Annotated in this window: 20 protein-coding genes and 1 pseudogene; 7 read left to right on the top strand and 14 right to left on the bottom strand. The window is 68.5% G+C overall.

Features of this window, described 5'->3' with window-relative positions:
* The first annotated feature begins 21 nt into the window (after positions 1-21).
* Positions 22-387 (top strand): single-stranded DNA-binding protein, encoded by a 366-nt coding sequence (locus ACFSC0_RS19040; protein ID WP_377281562.1) that lies wholly within the window; start codon positions 22-24, stop codon positions 385-387.
* 328 nt (positions 388-715) lie between these two features.
* Positions 716-853: a hypothetical protein gene (locus tag ACFSC0_RS19035; RefSeq protein ID WP_377281561.1), complete on the top strand. Its 138-nt coding sequence runs from the start codon at positions 716-718 to the stop codon at positions 851-853.
* A 903-nt stretch (positions 854-1,756) separates the two neighbouring features.
* Here the strand turns inward: ACFSC0_RS19035 and ACFSC0_RS19030 are convergent.
* Both ACFSC0_RS19030 and ACFSC0_RS19025 read right to left on the bottom strand, forming a co-directional pair.
* Positions 1,757-2,152, bottom strand: coding sequence for an ankyrin repeat domain-containing protein (locus ACFSC0_RS19030; protein WP_377281560.1), 396 nt, complete (start codon positions 2,150-2,152; stop codon positions 1,757-1,759).
* 16 nt (positions 2,153-2,168) lie between these two features.
* Complete coding sequence (locus ACFSC0_RS19025) at positions 2,169-2,459, bottom strand: hypothetical protein (RefSeq protein ID WP_377281559.1); 291 nt, start codon at positions 2,457-2,459, stop codon at positions 2,169-2,171.
* 323 nt (positions 2,460-2,782) lie between these two features.
* On the opposite strand from ACFSC0_RS19025, the gene ACFSC0_RS19020 reads away from it, so the two are divergent.
* The 3 genes from ACFSC0_RS19020 to ACFSC0_RS19010 all read left to right on the top strand — a co-directional run bounded on the left by ACFSC0_RS19020 (position 2,783) and on the right by ACFSC0_RS19010 (position 6,000).
* Positions 2,783-3,184 carry a response regulator gene (locus ACFSC0_RS19020; RefSeq protein ID WP_377281558.1) on the top strand — a complete coding sequence of 134 codons (402 nt, stop codon included), beginning with the start codon at positions 2,783-2,785 and terminating at the stop codon, positions 3,182-3,184.
* Between the two features lie 348 nt (positions 3,185-3,532).
* Positions 3,533-4,456: a DUF2493 domain-containing protein gene (locus ACFSC0_RS19015; protein ID WP_377281557.1), complete on the top strand. Its 924-nt coding sequence runs from the start codon at positions 3,533-3,535 to the stop codon at positions 4,454-4,456.
* Positions 4,457-4,758: 302 nt separating this feature from the next.
* Positions 4,759-6,000 (top strand): DUF3363 domain-containing protein, encoded by a 1,242-nt coding sequence (locus ACFSC0_RS19010; protein WP_377281556.1) that lies wholly within the window; start codon positions 4,759-4,761, stop codon positions 5,998-6,000.
* Between the two features lie 230 nt (positions 6,001-6,230).
* Here ACFSC0_RS19010 and ACFSC0_RS19005 read toward each other — a convergent pair whose 3' ends face one another.
* The gene (locus ACFSC0_RS19005) at positions 6,231-7,007 is read right to left on the bottom strand and encodes an Ig-like domain-containing protein (RefSeq protein ID WP_377281555.1); all 777 of its coding nucleotides are present in this window, start codon (positions 7,005-7,007) and stop codon (positions 6,231-6,233) included.
* Positions 7,008-7,430: 423 nt separating this feature from the next.
* Between ACFSC0_RS19005 and ACFSC0_RS19000 the strand changes: the two are divergent.
* Positions 7,431-7,859: pseudogene (locus tag ACFSC0_RS19000) on the top strand (tyrosine-type recombinase/integrase); the annotation flags it as partial.
* Between the two features lie 196 nt (positions 7,860-8,055).
* On the opposite strand, the gene ACFSC0_RS18995 reads toward ACFSC0_RS19000, so the two are convergent.
* The 11 genes from ACFSC0_RS18995 to ACFSC0_RS18945 form a co-directional block, all read right to left on the bottom strand.
* Entirely contained in the window at positions 8,056-8,340 is a 285-nt protein-coding gene (locus ACFSC0_RS18995; protein WP_377281554.1) for a hypothetical protein, read from the bottom strand.
* A gap of 79 nt (positions 8,341-8,419) precedes the next feature.
* On the bottom strand, positions 8,420-8,893 hold the full coding sequence (locus tag ACFSC0_RS18990; protein ID WP_377281553.1) for a hypothetical protein: 474 nt from the start codon (positions 8,891-8,893) through the stop codon (positions 8,420-8,422).
* A 9-nt stretch (positions 8,894-8,902) separates the two neighbouring features.
* A complete protein-coding gene (locus tag ACFSC0_RS18985; protein WP_377281552.1) occupies positions 8,903-9,868 on the bottom strand; it encodes a toll/interleukin-1 receptor domain-containing protein in 966 nt (321 codons plus the stop codon).
* A gap of 555 nt (positions 9,869-10,423) precedes the next feature.
* Positions 10,424-10,855 (bottom strand): surface-adhesin E family protein, encoded by a 432-nt coding sequence (locus tag ACFSC0_RS18980; protein ID WP_377281778.1) that lies wholly within the window; start codon positions 10,853-10,855, stop codon positions 10,424-10,426.
* Positions 10,856-10,979: 124 nt separating this feature from the next.
* Entirely contained in the window at positions 10,980-11,453 is a 474-nt protein-coding gene (locus ACFSC0_RS18975; RefSeq protein ID WP_377281551.1) for a hypothetical protein, read from the bottom strand.
* Positions 11,454-11,565: 112 nt separating this feature from the next.
* On the bottom strand, positions 11,566-12,105 hold the full coding sequence (locus ACFSC0_RS18970) for a DUF3251 domain-containing protein (protein WP_377281550.1): 540 nt from the start codon (positions 12,103-12,105) through the stop codon (positions 11,566-11,568).
* A 99-nt stretch (positions 12,106-12,204) separates the two neighbouring features.
* Complete coding sequence (locus tag ACFSC0_RS18965) at positions 12,205-12,609, bottom strand: surface-adhesin E family protein (protein ID WP_377281549.1); 405 nt, start codon at positions 12,607-12,609, stop codon at positions 12,205-12,207.
* Between the two features lie 52 nt (positions 12,610-12,661).
* Complete coding sequence (locus ACFSC0_RS18960; RefSeq protein ID WP_377281548.1) at positions 12,662-13,006, bottom strand: excalibur calcium-binding domain-containing protein; 345 nt, start codon at positions 13,004-13,006, stop codon at positions 12,662-12,664.
* The gene (locus ACFSC0_RS18955) at positions 13,003-13,653 is read right to left on the bottom strand and encodes a hypothetical protein (protein WP_377281547.1); all 651 of its coding nucleotides are present in this window, start codon (positions 13,651-13,653) and stop codon (positions 13,003-13,005) included. The genes ACFSC0_RS18960 and ACFSC0_RS18955 overlap by 4 nt, the downstream gene beginning before the upstream one ends.
* A 692-nt stretch (positions 13,654-14,345) precedes the next feature.
* Positions 14,346-17,438, bottom strand: coding sequence for a TonB-dependent receptor (locus tag ACFSC0_RS18950; protein ID WP_377281546.1), 3,093 nt, complete (start codon positions 17,436-17,438; stop codon positions 14,346-14,348).
* A 182-nt stretch (positions 17,439-17,620) separates the two neighbouring features.
* Complete coding sequence (locus ACFSC0_RS18945; RefSeq protein ID WP_377281545.1) at positions 17,621-18,550, bottom strand: LysR family transcriptional regulator; 930 nt, start codon at positions 18,548-18,550, stop codon at positions 17,621-17,623.
* Between the two features lie 103 nt (positions 18,551-18,653).
* Between ACFSC0_RS18945 and ACFSC0_RS18940 the strand changes: the two genes are divergently transcribed.
* Positions 18,654-19,241 (top strand): FMN-dependent NADH-azoreductase, encoded by a 588-nt coding sequence (locus ACFSC0_RS18940; RefSeq protein ID WP_377281544.1) that lies wholly within the window; start codon positions 18,654-18,656, stop codon positions 19,239-19,241.
* Positions 19,242-19,255 lie beyond the last annotated feature (14 nt).

Genomic DNA, 19,255 nt, shown 5'->3' with positions numbered 1-19,255 from the left:
CCAAGGGAGGGAGCGTCCGACATGCAGAACGTGATCGTGGACGGCTACCTGGCCGCCGACCCGGAGATCCTCACCGCCGAGCGTTCGGGCGCGCGCCGCGCCCGCTTCCGCGTGGTGGAGACCACGCGCTTCCGCCGAGCCGACGGGGAGGCGGGCGAGCGCACCACCGGCTTCAACTGCCTCTGCTTCGACGAGGCGGTCGCCGAGCGCTACCTGGGGGCCTACGCCCGCAAGGGCAGCCGAGTGGTGGTGCAGGGGCATGTGGAGAACGACACCTGGACCGGGCGCGACGGCGCCGTGCACTACGACCTGCGCCTGATCGTGCGGGAGGTGCGGATCAAGGACCGCCGGGGAGAGGCGCCCGCGCCGGCCGGCCGGCGGCCCTGAGCCGCGCCCCAGACGGGACGATGCGCAGCCCTGCCGGCCCCCCGCCGGCGGGGCGTTCGTTTGAGCCGGCGGCCATGACAGGTCGGCCGCTCGTGGATCGGTCGGCGCTCGAGTCCGTTCGTCTGGCTGAACTCGCGTCCCCCGGTGGTGAGCACAGAGCCAGAGCGCGCGTGGATCGGTCGGCTGCACGTGAGGCCGCTTCCGGGGCATGACGGCGGGCTGGAGGGCGGCGCCGGCGCGTACGCTGTGGTGCTCGCCTTGGCCTCCTCGTCCGACGAGTTCGCCGAGCGGGTCGCCGCGGAGATGGCGGGCCTCGGGTCCTACGGTCGTGGAGAGCGAGGGCGTCGAGCCGTTCGTCCCGAAGGACGACGAGAGCCCCGAGGTGATCGCACCCGCCGAGCGACAGAGCCGCCGCTGGCCAGTCCAGTACGAGAGGTTCCACACCTATCCGCACGACGACGCCTAGCCCCTTTTCTCGCCTTCGGGGGGTGACTGAGGTTGCCCCGATGCCGGCCGTGGCGGCATGTTTCGCCATGGCTCTGGCGTATGCGCTCCTTGGGATGGCCGCGGCCCTCGGCGCGGCAGCGGTCATTCTTCCCGACCTAGCGTGGTGGACCCGGGGGATACTGCTGCTTGGCTTCCTGGCGCTCGGGGCGTTGACAGATGGGGTGCGCTGCAGGACCTGTGGGATGCCTGTCCTTCGCTCGGAATGGCGGACACGCTTCAAGGTGCACGAGGCGCCCGCCCGCACCTGTCCCGGCTGCGGGCATGACCGGATGTGGCGGCCCAAGCTCCGGCGCCTTGGCTGGCGTATCGGCATGTAGATCGCTCCTGCACTCCACGGTCCGCGTCGGAAATGCGCAGCTATCGTTCCCTGGTACTGGAGGCTCGGAATGGCCGTGGCGCTGCTGGCCGGCCACTGCGCCAGGCTCGGGGTTCTGGCTCTGAACCCGGATGCTGCGAAGGCTCACAAGGTCGCGCCGCCGGACCGCTGACGAGCTCAGCCGCCACGCCCGGCGCTTCCCAGGGATGCGAGCGACCTTTCGCCTCCTGCTCTGGTCCGTGACGACGGTTGTCGTCATCGCTCTCGTCAAATTATCAACGTCCGCCCTGTTCGATGGGCCGCTGCCGCTCGCCGGCTAGGTCGCTATCCTGGCGGATACGGCGCCGCTGCTTGTCGCCCTCCTATTCTTGGCCGTGGGTGCGGTTCCATTTCTCATGTGGGCCTACAACAAGGCCTCCGCGCGCAGTCGGCTCATGACGCGGAAACTAGTGAGGCGGACCGCCGCGGATAGGTTCTTCGGCCGGAGCGACTATCGACCGCGCCCTTGCGCAAGAGCGTGCGCCCGCTGTGTGCGGTCAGCGTTCCCTAGGGAAAGAGGCGGGCAACGCCGTAGTTCGCGATGCTGCGGGCCAATGAATGGGGGCTCACCCCATCAGCGTTCTCTGCGTACTCGTCTGCTCCCGCCGCCTTCAGGGCGTCGATTGAGCCGCTGTCTCCCCTGAAGTTGAACACAGCCCGCCAAAGCGGCGTGTTTCCGTGCTCATCGCGAGAATCGATGCTCGCGCCCGCCGAAATCAACAGTCGGATCGTGGGGGCGCCGCCGCTTTGAGCGGCGAAGTGCAATGGGGTCCATCCCGCCCGGTCGGGGAGCGAAACATCAGCACCCGCCCCGATGAGCTTGGCAACCGATTCTGAAGCTCCTTCAGCAGCCGCGTAGTGAAGAGGGGAGCGTCCAAGCCTATCGAGTGGTGGCGGGGCCATTCAGCTATTGAAGCACTCAAGGCTGTATGTCGGCTACGGAGACGAAGCCGATGTTCGCGTTCGCATCGAACCGTCCGCGCATGACGCGCCGGTGGCGCCCGACGCCCTGCCTTGGCGACGTCCAACGATGGGTCGGCCAACCGCAGCGGGACATGGTCACGTCGCCGCTGGTCCAGTTTCCGTCCTCGTCCCTGACCGGAGACTGGCCGGTGGTGGTCTCCACGTCCCTGTACTCGCCCCGGCAGACGAGCTCGAACTGGACCGCGCCGGCCTCGGCCGGCGCGTCCGCAAACATCGCCAGGAACATGGTTTCTTCCCCCGAACGGCCCCGCCTCCTGGGGCGCAGAGGCAGCCGTGGGGAAGGGTGGGGCGGGCGTGTCCCGGCCGGGTGGCCGGGCCGGGCTCTAGTCGCCGCCGTGGCGGCTCCCGGAGCCCCGTTCCGGGTCTCCGCCCTCCGGGTGACGATCCCTCACGCGGGGTGGCGCGGCGGGTCCAAACCAAACCGACTGACGCTGCGGCGCCGGCCTTCGCGCGGTTGGAGCTTTGTCGGGAGCCGGCGGAACTCCCGTTCGGCGCAAGCCGTTGGCCTCTCTGTCGTATAGTCGACATTGTCATATTTTGGGGGCCGCCGTGGATGACGCCGACGCACCGCTCGTACTCTATGTCGAGGACGAGCCGGCGGTGCTCGATCTCGGGGTTACGGCGCTGGAAGAGGGGGGCTTCCGGGTCGAGAGGGCGGCGTCAGCCGACGACGCCATTCGTGCGCTAGAGCGCCATCCAGCATTCAGAGCCCTGGTGACCGATATCGATCTGCCGGGCGGCGCGGACGGATGGGACGTCGCCCGGCGCGCCCGCGAACTCCTGCCGGAGGCGGCCGTGATCTACACGAGCGGCGGCAGCCCTCATGATTGGGCGTCCAAGGGCGTGCCCGGCAGCATCATGCTCGTGAAGCCCTTCGCCATGGCGCAGCTCGTGGTGGCGGTCTCGACTGCGATGTTGCGCCCGCAGAGCGACACCCCCTCGAACAGCTGACCAGGACGGCCGCGAGCTTCTGCGGGGGCGGCGGGCGGCGCCCTTCCTGACGCCGTCGCGGCCATGTCTTGGGCGGCGCCGGCGGTTCGCCGCCGGCGGGGCGGGTGCGGGGGCGGCCCCGGCCTCGGCCCCGGCGCGAGGGCGCCGGACGGCGCGCCCGCTTCGCGGGCGCAATCGCCCCCACGCAACGCCTCCCGAGGGTGTCACGTCACCCTGGACGTCAACGGCCTGGCGGCCGTTCCCCTGCGCGGCGCTGCGCGCCGCTCCGGTGACGTCCCGGGGCCCGACGTGGGCGGGGAGGAGGTCGCTGCGCATGGGGCGCAACGGCGTCTTTCACGGAGCCTTCCGATGACCTTTCCGCTTTTCGCCTTCGCCCATGACGAGACGGCCTTCGATGTCATGGCCGCCCGGCTCGAGGATTCGCGTCCGCACCCGACGGAAGCGGCCCTGGTGCAGCTGGGACAGGCCCTGATGACCGAGCTCGTGGACCTGGTCGCCGGCACGGCCCTGGAGGATGTGCAGGCGGTGCTGGCCGAGAGCCTGATCGGCGCCTTCCACTCGGCGGCGGGGCGGATCGAGCGCGACGCCGACCGGGCCCGGGACCGGATGCGGGACCTGGAGCGCGACTTCGACGGGAGCGAGCTGGCCGACGGCGAACTGCAGGCGGCCACCCGAGCGGCCCAGGCGGCCGACGTGGCGCAGCGGGCGGCGGAGCTGATCCGGGACGCGGCGTCGGAGACGTACACGACCGCCACGGGCGAGGTGTGGACGGCCTGGCGCGGCAGCCGGCGCGGCACGCGGCTGACGGCGGCCCAGCTGGAGGCCCGGCAGGCGATCCGGGCGAAGCAGGCGAAGGCCGCCGAAGGGGTCGCGCCCGGGCCGGTGGTGGCCTTCCGGGGCGCGCCGTCGGCCGATACGGCGGCGGACGCGAACCGGATCTTCGACGCCCTCAACTGGGCGAAGGGGCAGTGGCCGGAGATGGCTCTGGCCACCACGGGCGCGCGGGGCGCGGAGAAGCTGGCGATCCGCTGGGCGCAGCAGAAGGGGGTGGCCCTGGTGCTGGCCCGGGCGGACTTCGACCGGCACGGGAAGGGGGCGCCGTTCCGGGCCAACGACGAGCTGCTGGCCCTGGAGCCGGTCTGCTGCCTGACGCTGGCGCAGTCGCTGGATGCGGCGCGGGCCGGGCGGGCCTTCGGGCCGGCGCTGAACCTGGCGCAGCAGGCCCAGGGGCTGGGCGTCCGTCACGTCCCGATCCGGGCGAAGGGCGGCTGACCTTCGCCCCTGGATTTCCAGCCCCGCTCGGCTTCGGGCCGGGCGGGGTTTTCGTATGCCGGATGAAGTCGGGCGAATGGAGATGACCGGCGTACGGGTTGCTGTTGGCGGCATGTGATGGGTGTTGATGTGGTGTGATGGGCGTGCGCGGAAATTCGTAAATCAGCGGTGAGGGCAAGATAAAAGGCAGCTGATCGGCGCTCGTATTCTCGCTATGATCTCAACCTATTGCGCGTGGAGTGGGTTCGCGGCAGCGACTTGCGGCGATCCTTCGCGCAGGATTTGCAAGGTAGGGATCTCGGATGCTGGTGCGGGACGCCATCGAGACGCGGCTCGGCGGGCCGATCGTTCCCGACGAGGAAGCCGCAAAGGCCAGCCTGCCGCGCTGGATGCGCGGCGAGGGGGCGCCGGCGCGGACAGCGGTGCTGCGACGGCTGAGCGCCTCGCGGGTGTTCGCGCTGGGGGATCGTTCGGGCGTTCTCAGGGCGGCGCAGGCGCGTTCGGGGCGTCCCTTCCGCCTCGACCTGCGGCAGCGGGTCGTCGTCAAGGCGCTGGTATCGCGGCACACGGGGCAGGGAAGGGCGCGAGGGGCGGCCCTGGGGCGGCATGTGGCCTATCTCGGCCGCAGCGGCGCCGGCGCGGAGGGCGGCCGGCCCGAGTTCTTCGACCGGAACGAGGATGCGGTGGACGCGCCCTCGCGGGTGCGGGATTGGGCGGGAGACCGGCACCATTTCCGGTTCATCGTCTCGCCCGAGCATGGCGACCGGATCGCGGACCTGAAGGGCTATGTGCGGGCGGTGATGGGCCGCGTGGCGGCCGACCTGGGCGAGCCGGACCTGGTGTGGGTCGGGACCTGCCACGTCGATACCGACCAGCCGCACGCGCACGTGCTGGTGCGGGGGCGGCGGGGCGATGGCCGCGACTTGGTCATCCCGCGCGACTACATCGCCTACGGATTCCGCGCCCGGGCGCAGGAGGTGGCGCAGGAGCGGCTGGGCGACCTCTCGCGGGCGGAGGCCGAGCGTCGGGTCTGGCGGGAGACGGAGGCGAACCGCTTCACCGGACTGGACCGGCGGCTGCTCGCAGCGACCGACGCCGAGATGATGGTGGACGACGGGGTCGGCAGGGGCCCGTGGGCGGCGCTGAGCCGGGGCCGGCTGCGACACCTGGAGCGGCTTGGGCTCGCCGCGGTGGTCGGTCGGCGCTACCGGCTGACGCCGGACCTCGAGGCGCAGCTGCGGACGCTGCAGGCGAAGCAGGATGTCATCCGCACCCTCAACGCGCGGCGCCTGCAAGGTGCGCGGGCTGTCCTCGAGTTGGGCGAGCGGCGTGTGAGGGGGCGCGTGGTCCAGAGCGGCGCGCACGACGAGTTGGGCGCCTCACGATACGTCGTGGTGAGGGACGAGGCGGGGGTGGAGCACTATGCAAGGCTCGGTCCCGGGAGCACGCTGTCCGAGGCGGGCCGCCAGGTGGACCTGGCGCCGGGCGCGCGCGGCGCCCAGGTGCTGCCGGTCGAGCGGGGGGGCGTGGAGCGGGGGGCCTGATCGGCGCCTCGACGGCGGCGGCCGAGGCGACCTCCGAGCCCGGAACTCCGCGGTGCTTCTCCGAGCAACGGGACTGCGGATGGCACGTCGATGTTCTCGGCCCGGTCCTGCGTCAGGCGGCCCGAGCGCTCAGGCCGACGTCACGGCGTCTCGAAGTAGACGGTGACGTCGCCGGTGGCGTAGCCGCCGTGGTCGTCGGTGATGGTGTAGGTGAAGGTGTCGCTTTCGCCTTACAGGGCCACGCTGTAGGTGGGGGTGTAGCTGACCGAGGTGGTGGAGGCGACGGCGGCGACGCCCTTGGTTCCTTGGGTGACGGAGACCAGCCGCACCGTGTGTCCGTCGGGGTCGCTGTCGTTGGCGGTGACGTTGAAGATGGTCGCCTGTCCGGGCGGTCCGAGGTAGATCAGCTTCACGTTGCCTTGGGCGACCGGCGGGTTGTTGACGGGCGGGCCGGCGTCGTCGTTGACGATGGTCGCTCCGGCCGAGCTCGTGCCGATATCTCCCGGCGAGGCGTTGGAGAGCGTGACGGCGAAGCCTTCGTCCGGTTCGTGGGCGGTGTCGCCGGCGGCGCTGACGGTGAAGCCTTTGCTGTATTCTCCCGAAGCGAAGCTGACGGTGCCGGAGAGCGCGCTGGCGAAGTCTGCGCCGTCGGCCGGGCTGGATCCTGCGCCGCTCACCTGCCAGTCGACGCTGCTGGCCACGTCGGTCGAGCCGGTGCGGTAGACGGTGAAGCCGAAGGCGACGCTGCCTGAGTTGCCTTCGGCGAGCGAGCCGCTGTCGGCGGAGATGTGGTGGTTCGGCGCTCTCGTCCGTGCCCAACAAGGCGGACGTCGCGCGGGTCGGTATCGTCGCCTGGTACTATGGCGTCTATGGCGCGGCCTCAGCGATGATTGCAGCGGCGGACGGATCTTTCCCGCAAACCCATGCGACGACGGCCCAGCAATGGGACCGCCAGTTCGCCGCGAGCCGCTTGGCCATACCCCCGTTCGACGACCGATTGACCACACTGGTGGCCGCCGACGTGGAGCGGGAACTGATTGCCGATCCGCGCGCGCGGCAAGCACGCGCTGACCGCGAAGCCGACCACCGTGGAACAGGCGTGGGGATGCCACGCGGAGTATCTATCCGGAACCGCCAAGTGGGAGCGCTGGAACCAGGAGGTACGCCTTCGTCATAGACCAGACTTCATCGCGCTGGGCGTCGACGACTTCCGGAGCAAGCGGGCTCGGACCCTGCGCGACAACTGGTTGGCTGGGCGCGGCGTAGGCTTCCTGCATGAGGCGTCACGCTATCGCGGCAAAGCCAATTACCGTGACGCCATCTACCTGGCGTACGGCAAGTCGGTTCCGACTTTGCTCGAGGGGTTTGTCGAGGACCTCCAGGTCGTCCTGAAAGGGTTCGCAGCCATGGCTGCTGGCTACTGCGCCACGCGGATGAGCGATGTCGCGCCGAGCGGATCTCTCCGCCAGCGGTCGACCGTCATCCAGCAGAAGACAGGTCGTCCCGTGCCGTTCGAGATCACCGAGCCGACTCGTGAAGCATTGACCGCCTGGCTTGCGCTGCGCGGACGGCGCGACGACGACTGGCTCTTCCCAAGCCGCAGCCGGGCAGGGGACCACATCTGCACGCGCCAGTACGCCCGCCTTGTCGACCGTTGGGCGAGGATGATCGACTTGGACGCGGCTCCGTACGGAACGCATAGCCTCAGGCGATCCAAGGTGGCGCTGGTCTACAAGAAGACGGGCAACCTGCGCGCCTGCCAGCTACTGCTCGGTCATCGGAAGCTGGAGAGCACCGTGCGCTACCTGGGCATCGAGGTCGACGATGCCCTTGAGTTGTCCGAGCAGATCGAGCTCTGATCGCCATCGGCGGGTCAGCTCAACGCTGACCCGCCGAACGTCACCTATGGGTGGCTAGCGGACACCGCCTCGTGACGCGAGCCAGAGCGAGAATAGACGCTCCGTGGTAACGATGCGGCTCGCCTGATGCTCTGCATGTGCCAAATCGGGCCTCCGGCCAATCAGCGTCGAACGTTCCCGATCGGTGAACGCGCGTCTACCGGCGTTGGCGCGCAAGATCCAAAGCCGCCAAAATGAGGTCGGCGGCGACTTCGTTCGAGAACGTGTTCACCGACATCGGTCCCTGCTCTGGAACGCTGACGTCGAAGAGCATGTCCGCCTCAGTGGTTAGCACTTCAAGCCTGATGCCATCGAACCCGACATCGCTCGCCCACTGATACTCGAACTCACCACCGCTCTCGGTTTTCAGCGTCCCCATCTTGGTGAGGCTACGGGACCAGTTGAACGACCGCCAGGGGGTCGAAAGCGCCTGCTGGGGCATGGCGGCTAAGGTCCGCTTCCGGGCGCTGAGCCAAGGTCGTCTTCTGGCGCTACCGAGACTCTGACGAACGGGCGGCGGGTCACGCGTTGGGCGGGTCTCCTAGGTCAGCCTGATGGAGGACCCGCTTTTCATCGCCCTGACCCAGGATCACTTGCCACCGCGTGAACGCAGCGCGTCCGGCACCGTCAGGCAAACCGGCGTGGATGACCACGGGAACCGACCGGCCAAAGGCCTGCTGAGGCATTCCGCGTACCATGAGCCTGGTCCCTTCGCGGACTAGGACGCCGGGCAGGTGACCGTGGTGGTCCGGGTCGTAAAGACTGGTCTCGTCAAGCTCGATACTGACATCGGGCACGATGACGCCTCTCCAGTTTTCGGCGCCGCCGGTCGGAAAGGAATGGAAGGCGTAGGTTCCGCTCAGGACCACGGCCACCGGCTCACCGTCTCCCTCGCAGATCAAGGCGGGCGCTTCGTGTTTTGCTCGGGGAAGCACGAGGCTGCCGGGTTTAGCCGTCGCAAAGGTTCCGACGGTGAACTCCTGCGGAGAAAGCATGTGGTCTCCCTATTGGAGGGGGCGGATCAGTATCTCCCAGAAGAACTCCGCCCCGCCTTCGAGAGACAGCTTGGGATCCCGCTCGCCGCCCATGAAGGCCATTCCCATGGGGCGAAGGTACATGGCCTGGTCGTCAGCCTGAACCGACAGAGACTCGTTCATGGAATTGCTGTCCGAGACGTGCCCTTGAATGTAGTTGATGCCGCCGCCGATGGCGCCGCCCATGTAGATGGTGCAGCGGGCCACGTCCTTCCCGTTCTGGTAGATGGTCGCGAAGAAGCGGTTCGCATCGACGCGGCGGAACGCGCCTTCAATCCCCGGGTTTCGGTCGCCCAGTTCGACCCGGGAGTTCTCAAAGAAGCGGGCGATGAAGTCGAACGCGTCGCTCTGGAACTGGTCCTTTTCGCGCTGGGTGAAGGTCTTCGCCAGGCGCAGGTTGCTCGACCGGGGCTCCGCTGGGGCGGCGACCGGCGGCGCGGCCAGAGGCGCCCGAGGATCCGAAGGGTGGGGCTCGGCCGCCGCGGTCTGCGGCGTCTTCGCAAGGCCTTTGGCGGCTGCGCGAACCGCTTTGGCCACCTGCAGGAAGGCTTCGTCGGCGTCGGGCCATTGAGTGATCGGCTTTCCGTCGCGAGGCGTCGCATTGAGCTTCCCGAATGGCGCATGATGCCAGTCGCAAGCGCGCAGGATCACCGGGACAACGACGGCTTCGCCTGCCGCATGGCGTTCCATCGCTCGTTTCATCTCGATTTCGTAGCAGTAGTCGGATGCTATGAAATCGGGGCTGACGAGAAGAAGGATGATCTCGTCGCTGTTGATGTGCTCGTTAATGGCGTGGTCGATGTGTACGCCCGCACCGATCCGGCGGTCGTGCCAGGTGTCGATCACACCTTGCCGCTTCAGCATGGCGAGTTGTTTTTCGAGCTGATCCCTCAGCCCTTCGTCGGCGTGCGAGTACGAGAAGAATACGCTTGGCAAGGTCTCTCCCTATCCTGCCTATCAGTGCGATGCGGGAGCAGCCGAGACAACCCCCTCGAAAGTCTTCGTCAGTGCCAGGACGTCACCTCCCGCTGGGCCTTGCCCGTCGGCTCGTCGCGCCGGCCACAGTCGGGCGAGCAGGTTCGCTGCGGCTGGGGCAGCACGCCTGCTGCGGTGCTGGCGGCGGCCCAGGCGTTCCAGCGGGATGAAGCCTTGACCGATTGCGGCAGGTCATAAGGTCCTGCCTTGATCTGGAAGGGCTGCGCGTGCGGGTCGGTCTCGCCGCGGGCAAGTCGCCGGCGCGCATCCACAAGGGGGGGCGGCGGGCGGCACCCACGCCGCCCCGGGTGCCGGTGGCGATCACGTCTCGAGCCGCGGGAAGGTGCTGATGTAGGCGATCAGCTCCGGGCGGCCGAGTCCACTCCCGGGCGTTGAGCCGAGGTCTCCTTCTGGCGCTTCGGAGCCTTAGTCGTCCCACGCTAGGTCAAGGCCAGGGAAAGCTCCCGAACACCCTTCCCACGAGTTCAAGGTTGCTCCTCACGGTCTGACAAGGGATCAATAGCGGTGGAGTTCGCGCCGCAAAGCCTGAACAACATCGAGCATGTTCGCCTCGGAAGGCGTGGTGGCACCAACCGGAGCCGTGGCGCACGCGGCTCTCATCTCTTGATGAGCAATCGTTTGTGGGACGACTCGCCGTAAGTCTTGTATGTCGGCGCGCTGTATCAAGGAGCCATCGTCGCGATAGGTCGCGATATGGAGAGTCCGGCGTGTCTCGTTATTGCAGTCAAACTCAGTGTGGGTACTGCTGAACGAGTGACCGCTAGCGCGTACTTCACGGTACACGGTAAGGGTCCAAACCCTCACGACGGGTCCGTTGCGTTTGATCGAGCCCCGATCGATAGCTGTGGCCCACTTTCCCCCCGCATTACCAGCTAACTCGAACGGCGCTGCCACCGCAGGACTCGAGACCGCAAGGGCTGCTGCCATCAGGATCACCCTTGCCATGCCACACCCCGAACCGTTTCCGCCGAATCTTTGACGCTACACGCCATGAAGCGAAAATCATCACGGCATGCTGAGAATTGATGAGCGCCAAGTTCAGATCCTGGGACTATCGCACTTCGAGCGCAGCCATGGCTCTTACGTCCGAGCCCTCCGCTCTCCCGGCAGCACCGCAAACGACGCTGGTGAGGACTCCGCCCGTGCGATGTAGGCCGGTCCAGTTCATGAAGCAGCTTCCGCGAGTAACGGGAATGGGGTCTGCGCCGCCGGCCAAATAGAGGCGCTCGACGGCAACAGCCTGAACAGGTTCAGCGCCGAATCCCTGCTTGCCCTCAATAGTGCCTGCAAAGCCCAATATCCGACCATCATCGCCACTCCTATCGGTGAACTGAATCAGCACGCTACCTCGATCTGTCCGGGCGATAACCGCAGTGTCGCAGGAAAATTGGCTTGTCTCACCGTCATCGATTGTTACCCCTGACTTGGGATCACAAGGGCCACCGACGATGATCGGTTCGCCCTGCATTTGAGACATGGCAGGCGTTGCGACGAGCCATAGCGCCGTCACGACCAGGTACTTCATCTTCGCTCCCCTCGACATCTAGGCAGACAACATTCCCTCGGGCTGCCAAACGAACCAATCGCGCCGTCTGCGCGGCAGTGAGACCTTCACGAGCTGCTTCCGGGGGTGCATGTCAGTTCGTCACATTCAGGAATATCTGCTTGTGCTGGAAGTTCTTCACTCGGATATAGCCAAGCTCAGCCGGCGGAACGTCTGCTAACGTGATTGGGTAGTTGCGCCAGGTCCCACCCAGCAGGGGTCTGTCAAACGTCACCTCTTTACTGAAAGGCTGACCGACCGGTGTGCCCGACGCGTCCACACGTCCCCAGTCAACAGTAGCCGAAATGCCCGTGAGGCCTGCAGAGCTGGGGTTGCCGAATGTAAGCACGACGCGACTTCCGTTTGCGTTGGCGCTCACCGCCTCGATGGCGACGGCGACCATCCCGAAATCGGTCTTGAGCCAGCTGTACTCGCGGTCCGTGGGCTTCAAGAAAGCGTTTGCTTCGTACTCCGCCACCAGCTGCTCGGTGCGCGCCGATGCTTCGAGTTTCTCAACCCTCTGCGTTAACTCCAGATAAGTGTCCGAGGTGGAAGCCGTCTCACCGTATTCGCAACCGCCGACCGCAGCTGCAGTGACGGCGGTACAAATCACGCGCCAAATAACCGATGTCATCACCCGAGCCCCCGCTCCATCCGCCAAGCTTAGCTATAGCTCCCGAGCCGTAAACCCGCTCCGTGGCGTCGTAGCGCCGCAACTCGTGACGATAAGGAGCTACCTGCAGGCGGCCTTCAGGAAGGTCTCGTCAAGCGTGCCGGGGATCGGGTGGGTCCAGGGCAGGTCCGCTGGGGCCACGTGGGTGTCTGGGGTGCCGGCCATATCGTTTTGCTCGTAGAGAGCCTGCTGCAAGTCGCGAAGCCGACCTCCGGCGCAGTCGAGCTCCGCCAGGCCAAGCGTCGAGCGGTAGGGCTTCCCGTACATGATGACGGGCTGAGGGCTCTCAAACCTGCGCCATGCCTTGTTGTCCGCGATCTTGCGCATGAAGAGCGCGCTCTCTTCGGAAGCGCCCAGGAACTCCCATCCTTTCGCGTCCCGCTGCGCCACCCAACTCGGCAGGATCTCCGCGGAGGCGTCGGATGCCGTGGCGGCGAGCGCCAGTAGCGCCGCCCGCCAGATCATCGCGAGCCCACCCCAAAATCGTCTCAGCGCGCTCGACTGGGGAGCCGGCACGTTAGGGTGCAGCCTCACTCGCAGCCCACTCCATCTCCGTCCCGTCCAAGTGCCGGCCGTACCCGCGTTGTCCCCGCCGAACTGGAGCTACACCGGCAGCGCGTGCGGCGGAGCAGTTGGCAAGCGCGGCGATTGGGCGATCACCCCTCCCGCCCTGAGACGTGAACCGTGCAGTGGGGGCAGCGCCAGCGCCACGATGGCAATCGTAGTCACCAGTCTTTCGGTTGTTGTGGCATCCTTCGGCATTCGATCCGCCACCATGCGCATCGACCGGCGCGGCTCCAATCAAGAGCGCGGTGATGCCCCCAAGCAATACCGCCAGCGTAACTCTTTCCTGGGTCTTCATCGCATTGCCTCCCCCGAGGAGCTGACCGTGACGCTCGATGCGCTTACGTGCAAGTCGAGTCTATCCACAGGAGAAGTTGTGTTGCTTTGGACTACGCCCATCCGTGCATTTCCAATGCGTGTCCTCAGCCTCACTCGGGGGGCACGCCCATCATCTTGTGAGGCTCGAGCGCCTCTTCTCCTATTCACTGCTGTCTGGCGGCCAACGGGGGGTTCCTCGTAGGGCATGCCGGTGACGCTGACGACGTCGAACCCGTGGTCGGCCGCGATGCCGGCGACGATCGCGGCCCACTTCTGCCGCTCCCCCTCCATGTCGCCCGCCCCGCGCTGGACGATCTGAAGGACGCCGCCCGGCCGCAGCCGCTTGGCGGCCAGCTCGACCACCTCGTCCTCCAGGGCCTCGCGGAGATCCAGGTCGCTCGTGGCGCCGATGTCGTGTGCGATCTTGGTCAGCACCCGGCCCTTGAGGACCCCGGAGAACCACATGGTGACAGCGTCGAGGGGGCCGACCTGGTCGAGCCAGGCCTTCAGGGGCAGATCGGGCAGCATCAGGTCCGACTGGACCAGGACGATCTCGCTGCTGACGGTCAGCGGGGCCGACGAGGGCCTCGACCCGATCCGGTCCTTCAGCAGCCTCTCGAGCTTCAACCGCGGCGACGCGAACCGAAGGTCCGCTCAGCGAGCCGATCTCAACGTCCACTAGTGGCGCGATGGAGATGTCGTGCTGCATGAACGACGGTAGGCTGGACCACAAACCGAGGGGGGAGGGGGAACGATGGCTCCGGAAATTGAGGTCGCCCGCGCAATCGCAACTATATTCGCAGCCCTTGAGCGGCTCCACGAACAGGGGGCAAGTGACGCTTCCGGCAGCCGTGTGCGCCGTGAGGCTGTACATTTCCTTTGGGAGCTCCGCGCTGGCGCTAAGTTGGCTGAATCCAGAACGCATTCTCTTGCCGCGCGTGCGCAGCGACGTACTGGCCAAACGGCGGGCCTGGAGTATGACCATTCCATCCCCGTTGCTTGCTTCATGCCGGTGTTGAGGCGGTCTGCCGAATCCCCCGAGTTGATGCTGCGTGCGCTCCAGACTTATGTGCAGCCCGTCGTCTTAACCTCGGACGAACACAACCTCCTGGCGGCTCGAGGATTACGTTCCAAGATGCCCGCGGATTGCGAATTGGCCGACCCGCTGGCGCGGTATCGCGAGGCTGGCATAGCCATAGAGTTCCGCTAGTTGGCGCTGATCTAAGGTGCGCTGATGGCGCATCGCCGACAGCCAGTCCCGCGCGTCACACGCGCCAGCACGAGGGGCCGCCCACACGTATGGAGCGCCACGTGCGGGATCAGAACTTCGCCGTGAGCAGGACCTCGAAGCGGCGGCGGCGGGGGTCGCCGTAGTAGTCGTAGCCGAGGGTGGTGGAGTCGGCGAGGATGGGCGGGCTGCGGTCCAGCAGGTTCTGGACGCCCAGGCGGACGTCGAAGGCGCGCAGGTGGCCGCCTGGGGGGAGCTCGAAGCTGCGCCGTACGGCGAGGTCGACGTAGACCTGGGAAGGGATGTGCGCGGCGCCCTGGAAGCGGACCCGCTCGGGGCCGGTGGCGACGATGTCGGCCGCGGAGGAGGCGACCTGACGGGCGCCGAAGTACTGCAGGTTCAGATCGACGATCGTCGGGCCGTGCGTCCACTGGACGCCGCCGTTGCCGCGCCATTTTAGCGGGGCGTCCCGGTAGCCCGCCCGCTCGATTAGCGGGCCGTCCGCCCGCACGCGGCTGCGGAAGGTCGGCTGCCAGGTGGCCGCGCCGTAGAGGCGGGCCTGGCCCAGCCGTGTGGGGGGCAGGGCCCAGTCGAGCTGGACGTCCACGGTCTCGGTGACCGTCCGGCCGCCGTTGATCATCCCCACGTGCATCTGGACCACCCGGCCGGCGGTGTAGCCGAGGGCTGCGTCGGCGGGGGAGAGGGGCTCGCGCACCACCCGGTCGGGATAGCGGGCCTCGGCGTCGAGCAACTGCTGGACGGAGAGGGGGAGGGGTACGATCTCGTCGCGCACGTCGATGCGGGAGACGTCCACCGACAGGCGGGGGCCGCTGCGCCCGGACGGATTGAGCACGACGCCGGCCGAGGTGGTGCGGCCCTTCTCCTGGCCGATGGGGCGGAAGCCGCCTCGGACCCAGAGGTAGGCGCCGTCCTGGGTCACCCGCCGTCCGCCGCGCTGGGGATCGCGGGGCTCGCTGGGGTGGTCGGCGGCGACGAGCAAGGTCTGTTCCTGGACATGCCGCAGGTCCGGGGGGGCTTCGCCGGTGGCGACGCTGGCCCGCAGCATCAGCCAGGGCGCGGGGAAGACCCGGGCGCCGGCGGTGAACACGTCCGCCTGGTGGCGCAGCGTCGCGTGGCCCTCCTGGAGGGTCCGGGCGGTGAGGATGTTTTCCGGGAAGCGCGTGCGCACGTCGTCCCGCCGCAGGGCGAGCTGGAACTCGAGGCCGCGCACGAGGGGGAAGGCGGCGTCGGGCGGGGCGAGCGGCGCCCGCAGCTCGACGTAGCCCGAGCGGACGGTCTGGGTCCGCTCCGGGGTGGGCTGCAGGGACGGGGGACCCAGGGCCAGGTTGAAGGTCGAGCCTTCCGGCATCCGCTCGCGACGGACGCCGCCGAGGAGGGTGAGGGTGAGCGGACCCCCGGGCAGAGCCGCCAGCGGCCCCGCAGCGCGGATGGATGCTTCGCTGAAGTGGTTGGCCAGCCGCGTCTCGGTCCTCGTGTCCGAAGCATAGGCCGCCAGGGCCGCGGTGAGGGCGGCGAAGTCGCCGAGAGGCTCCAAGGGGGGGAGCCCGTTGGGCCCGGGCAGGCCGTATCCGAACAGGGGCGGGCGGTTGAGGAGGCGGCGGCCCTCGCGACGGGTTTCGACGACGGCGCGCCCGGCCGTGTAGTCGGCCGAGGCCTGCCACTCACCGGGAAGGGTGGCGATCAGGCCCGCCGTCAGCCGGTGGGCCTCGATGCGGCTCTCCCGCGCCTCGTAGAGGCCAGGCGTGGGGATGCTGAAGACCACCGCTTCGGTGAACGGGTTGCTGGGGGCGTCGGCGTGCACCGAGGCGACGGCGGCCAGGGTGGGGCCGTCGGACCGGCCGCGGCTGCTGAGATAGAGGCCGTCGACGAATCCCTCGAGACGGTCCGAGAGCCTGTGGCGGATGTTGAGCAGCAACGAGGCCGTCTGAGCGGTGTTGACCAGCGACGTGGCCTCGCCAGCGCGTCCCGGCGGAGGGGCGGTGGGGAGCCGGCCGGCGTTGGCCGCGAGGACGCCCGAACGCGCCGCCGCATCGCCCGTGAAGTCCACGGGCAGGAAGGTGTAGGCGGCCGGCAGCTGTGCGCCGCCGAGGCTCGGGTCGAGCTTGAGCGGGGCGCCGGACAGGCTGCGCACGATGACGCCGTCCGCGGGCACGGACCAGGCCATGAAGGTCTGCGGGTTGTTCGCGGCCTGCCGGCCGATCGAGCGGGCCGCGTAGTCGCGGTCGCCGACCTCGAGCGGCTGCGCACGGGCGTAGGCGGCGGCGATCATCACGTCGGTGTCGCCCTGGTTCGGCGTGAAGCCGAGCCGGCCTTCGAGGCGTACGCGGCCGGCGTCCCCGCGGTCCGACAGGCCGGAGGCGACGGTCAGGTCTGCGCCGCGGTAGTCGCGCCGCAGCACCACATTGACCGCGCCGCCGAGCGCGCTGGGCCCATGGATGCCGCCGGCCGTGGCGGTCAGGACCTCGATCCGCTCGATCGCGCCGATCGGGAGGGCGTTGAGGTCGCCCTGCTCCAGCGCGGCGCGTTCGGTGGGCAGGCCCGGGAGCCTGCGCCCATCGATGAGGACCAGGGTCCGCTGAGTCCCCACGCCCCTCAGGTCGATCGCCGAGTTGGTGCGGGCGCCGGCAAGCACCTCCTGCGTGGGTGACGCCGCCTGAGCGTTGGCGGGGAAGCGGTCACGCAGAACCTGGCCGACCGTGTCCTGCTGCGCCACGGCGAGCTCGCGCGGCCCGGCGATCTGGTAGGGCTGGATGTCGTTCTCGGTGCGGCGGATGTCGGCGTTCTGAGTGCGCCGGCCGATCACCAGGAGTTCGGCAATGGCGCCGTCGCCGTCGTCGGCGATCGCCTCGGAGGGCAGGCGGTAGAGCACGAATGAGCCGTCCGGCGTCGACCGGTGGCCGACGCCTGTTCCGCTGAGGAGGGCCGCCAGCGCCTGCTCGGGGGTGAGCCTCGCGCGGAGACCCTTGGTCGTGCGGCCGCGAACCAGCGCCTCGTCGAACAGAATCTCGACGCCGTTCTCGCGGGCGAGTTCGACGAGGGCGGCCTGAAGCGCGCCCTGCTGGATGTCGACACGTGCAGCGCGGTCGGACGCGGCGCTGGCCGACGCGGCCGCCAGGGCGCCGGCGAGTCCGGCGCTGAATCCGAAGCGCTTCAGCGGATGCATGCCGCCCTCCCCAGGGCATGGGATCCTGTCGGCCCTGCCGGGCCGGTCATGGCTGCGCCTACTATGGAACGAGTGTATGGTCGAGCTTGCACCCGCCATCGCAGCTCGTTGGCGAGACAAGTCTGGCTACGGGGCAAGGGCGCCGGGACGGCGCCTCAGGTTTGGGCGGGGCGCAGCTGCCGCTAGAGAAGGGCCGCTCCGTCGGTGCGCCAGGCTGGCGAGTCTGAGCGTAGGGCGAGGGCGATGAAGTCCAGCGTAGCCCTGACGCTGGGCAGCAGGCCGCGGCGCGAGGTGAAGACGAGGTGCAGGATGCCCTCGGGCGCCGCCCACTGCGGCAACACGCGCACCAGCCGCTGGTCCTCTACGAGCTCGCGGCAGGCGTACTCGGGCAAAAGGGCGACGCCGAGCCCGTCGATCGCCGCCTGGCGCAGCATGGGAAATGCGCTGGCGGTCAGGCGCGGCTCGTGCGCCACTTCCGTCGACTGTCCCGTCTGGCTCGTGAGGAGCCAGCGGTCGGGCCCTTGGCGATCGGAAAACCCCAGCGTCGGGTAGGCCGCAAGGTCCTCGGGTCCGCCTGGCGTTCCGTGGGCGGCGAGCAGGGCGGGGCTGGCCACCAGCACCGACCCGGTTCGGCCGATGATCTTCACCTGCAGTTCGGCGTCGGTGTCCAACTGCTGCCGGACCCGGATGGCGATGTCGACGCCCTCCTCAATGAGGTCTACGCGCCGGTTGGTGACCAGGAACTGCAGCCGCAGCTTGGGGTGCTCGGCGAGAAAGTGGGGCAGGCAGCTGGCGAGCAGCCGGTCGGTCCCGACGGGGCAGCTGATCCTCACCAGCCCCTGGGGCTCGACTCTCAGGCGCGAGACCACCTCGTCGATCGCCTCCGCTTCAGCTATCGCGGCGCGGGCGTGGCGGAAGACATCGTGGCCGACCTCGGTGACCTTGAAGCGGCGTGTGGAGCGCTCCACCAGGCGGACGCCGAGCTGCGCCTCCAGCGCGGCGATGCGCCGGCTGATCCGCGACTTCGGAACCCCGAGCGCCCGCGCGGCCGCCGAGAAGCCGCCGTTCGACACGACAGATACGAAGAAGCTCAGGTCGTTGAGATCGGGCATTGTTCTGCCAGTGGAACGAAGTGTCTCGAATACCCCGCCTACTGTCTCGGGCGTTCCATAAGCAAGTAGGTCGCGTGCCACCGCAGAGGAAGGACACGCGATCATGAAGCTTCTCCACGTCGACGCCGGTATCACCGGTCCCGAGTCCGTCAGCCGCCAGATTTCCGCGGCCGTTGTTGACGCCTATTTGCGGGCGGAGCCCACCCTGGAGGTGGTCCGCCGCGACCTCGAAGCGGATCCGGCGCCGCACCTGGACGGCCGCGGGCTCGCAAGCTTGCCGGACAACGCGATCCTGCGCGAGTTCCTGGAGGCGGACGTGCTGGTGATCGGCGCCCCCATGTACAACTTCGGGATCGCCAGCCAGCTAAAGGCCTGGTTCGACCACGTCCTGGTGGCAGGACGCACGTTCAAGTATGGCCCGGCGGGGCCGGAAGGACTGGCCGCTGGCAAGCGCGCGATCCTCGCCTCCTCCCGGGGAGGCCTCTACGCGCCCGGCACGCCGGGATCGGCCCTGGACTTCCAGGAGCCCCATCTGAGGGCGATGCTGCGGCACATGGGCGTGGAGGACATCACGGTGATCCGCGCGGAGGGGGTGGCGCTCAGTCCCGAAGCCCGCAGCCAGGCGATCGCCGAGGCGCTGCTCAACGCGCGCGCCGTGGCGCGGGACTTCCCACGCCGCGTCGCCGCCTGAACTCAGAGCACGCG

Source organism: Phenylobacterium terrae (genome assembly GCF_042681205.1).
Lineage (GTDB): Bacteria > Pseudomonadota > Alphaproteobacteria > Caulobacterales > Caulobacteraceae > Phenylobacterium > Phenylobacterium terrae.
This window is presented reverse-complemented; position numbering and strand designations above follow the sequence as displayed.

Coding starts and splice junctions, on each gene's coding strand:
- ACFSC0_RS19040 (WP_377281562.1), top strand. CDS start 22: ATGCAGAACGTGATCGTGGACGGCTACCTGGCCGCCGACCCGGAGATC.
- ACFSC0_RS19030 (WP_377281560.1), bottom strand. CDS start 2,152: ATGGCCCCGCCACCACTCGATAGGCTTGGACGCTCCCCTCTTCACTAC.
- ACFSC0_RS19025 (WP_377281559.1), bottom strand. CDS start 2,459: ATGTTCCTGGCGATGTTTGCGGACGCGCCGGCCGAGGCCGGCGCGGTC.
- ACFSC0_RS19015 (WP_377281557.1), top strand. CDS start 3,533: ATGACCTTTCCGCTTTTCGCCTTCGCCCATGACGAGACGGCCTTCGAT.
- ACFSC0_RS19010 (WP_377281556.1), top strand. CDS start 4,759: ATGCTGGTGCGGGACGCCATCGAGACGCGGCTCGGCGGGCCGATCGTT.
- ACFSC0_RS18995 (WP_377281554.1), bottom strand. CDS start 8,340: ATGCCCCAGCAGGCGCTTTCGACCCCCTGGCGGTCGTTCAACTGGTCC.
- ACFSC0_RS18990 (WP_377281553.1), bottom strand. CDS start 8,893: ATGCTTTCTCCGCAGGAGTTCACCGTCGGAACCTTTGCGACGGCTAAA.
- ACFSC0_RS18980 (WP_377281778.1), bottom strand. CDS start 10,855: ATGGCAGCAGCCCTTGCGGTCTCGAGTCCTGCGGTGGCAGCGCCGTTC.
- ACFSC0_RS18975 (WP_377281551.1), bottom strand. CDS start 11,453: ATGAAGTACCTGGTCGTGACGGCGCTATGGCTCGTCGCAACGCCTGCC.
- ACFSC0_RS18970 (WP_377281550.1), bottom strand. CDS start 12,105: ATGACATCGGTTATTTGGCGCGTGATTTGTACCGCCGTCACTGCAGCT.
- ACFSC0_RS18965 (WP_377281549.1), bottom strand. CDS start 12,609: ATGATCTGGCGGGCGGCGCTACTGGCGCTCGCCGCCACGGCATCCGAC.
- ACFSC0_RS18960 (WP_377281548.1), bottom strand. CDS start 13,006: ATGAAGACCCAGGAAAGAGTTACGCTGGCGGTATTGCTTGGGGGCATC.
- ACFSC0_RS18950 (WP_377281546.1), bottom strand. CDS start 17,438: ATGCATCCGCTGAAGCGCTTCGGATTCAGCGCCGGACTCGCCGGCGCC.
- ACFSC0_RS18945 (WP_377281545.1), bottom strand. CDS start 18,550: ATGCCCGATCTCAACGACCTGAGCTTCTTCGTATCTGTCGTGTCGAAC.
- ACFSC0_RS18940 (WP_377281544.1), top strand. CDS start 18,654: ATGAAGCTTCTCCACGTCGACGCCGGTATCACCGGTCCCGAGTCCGTC.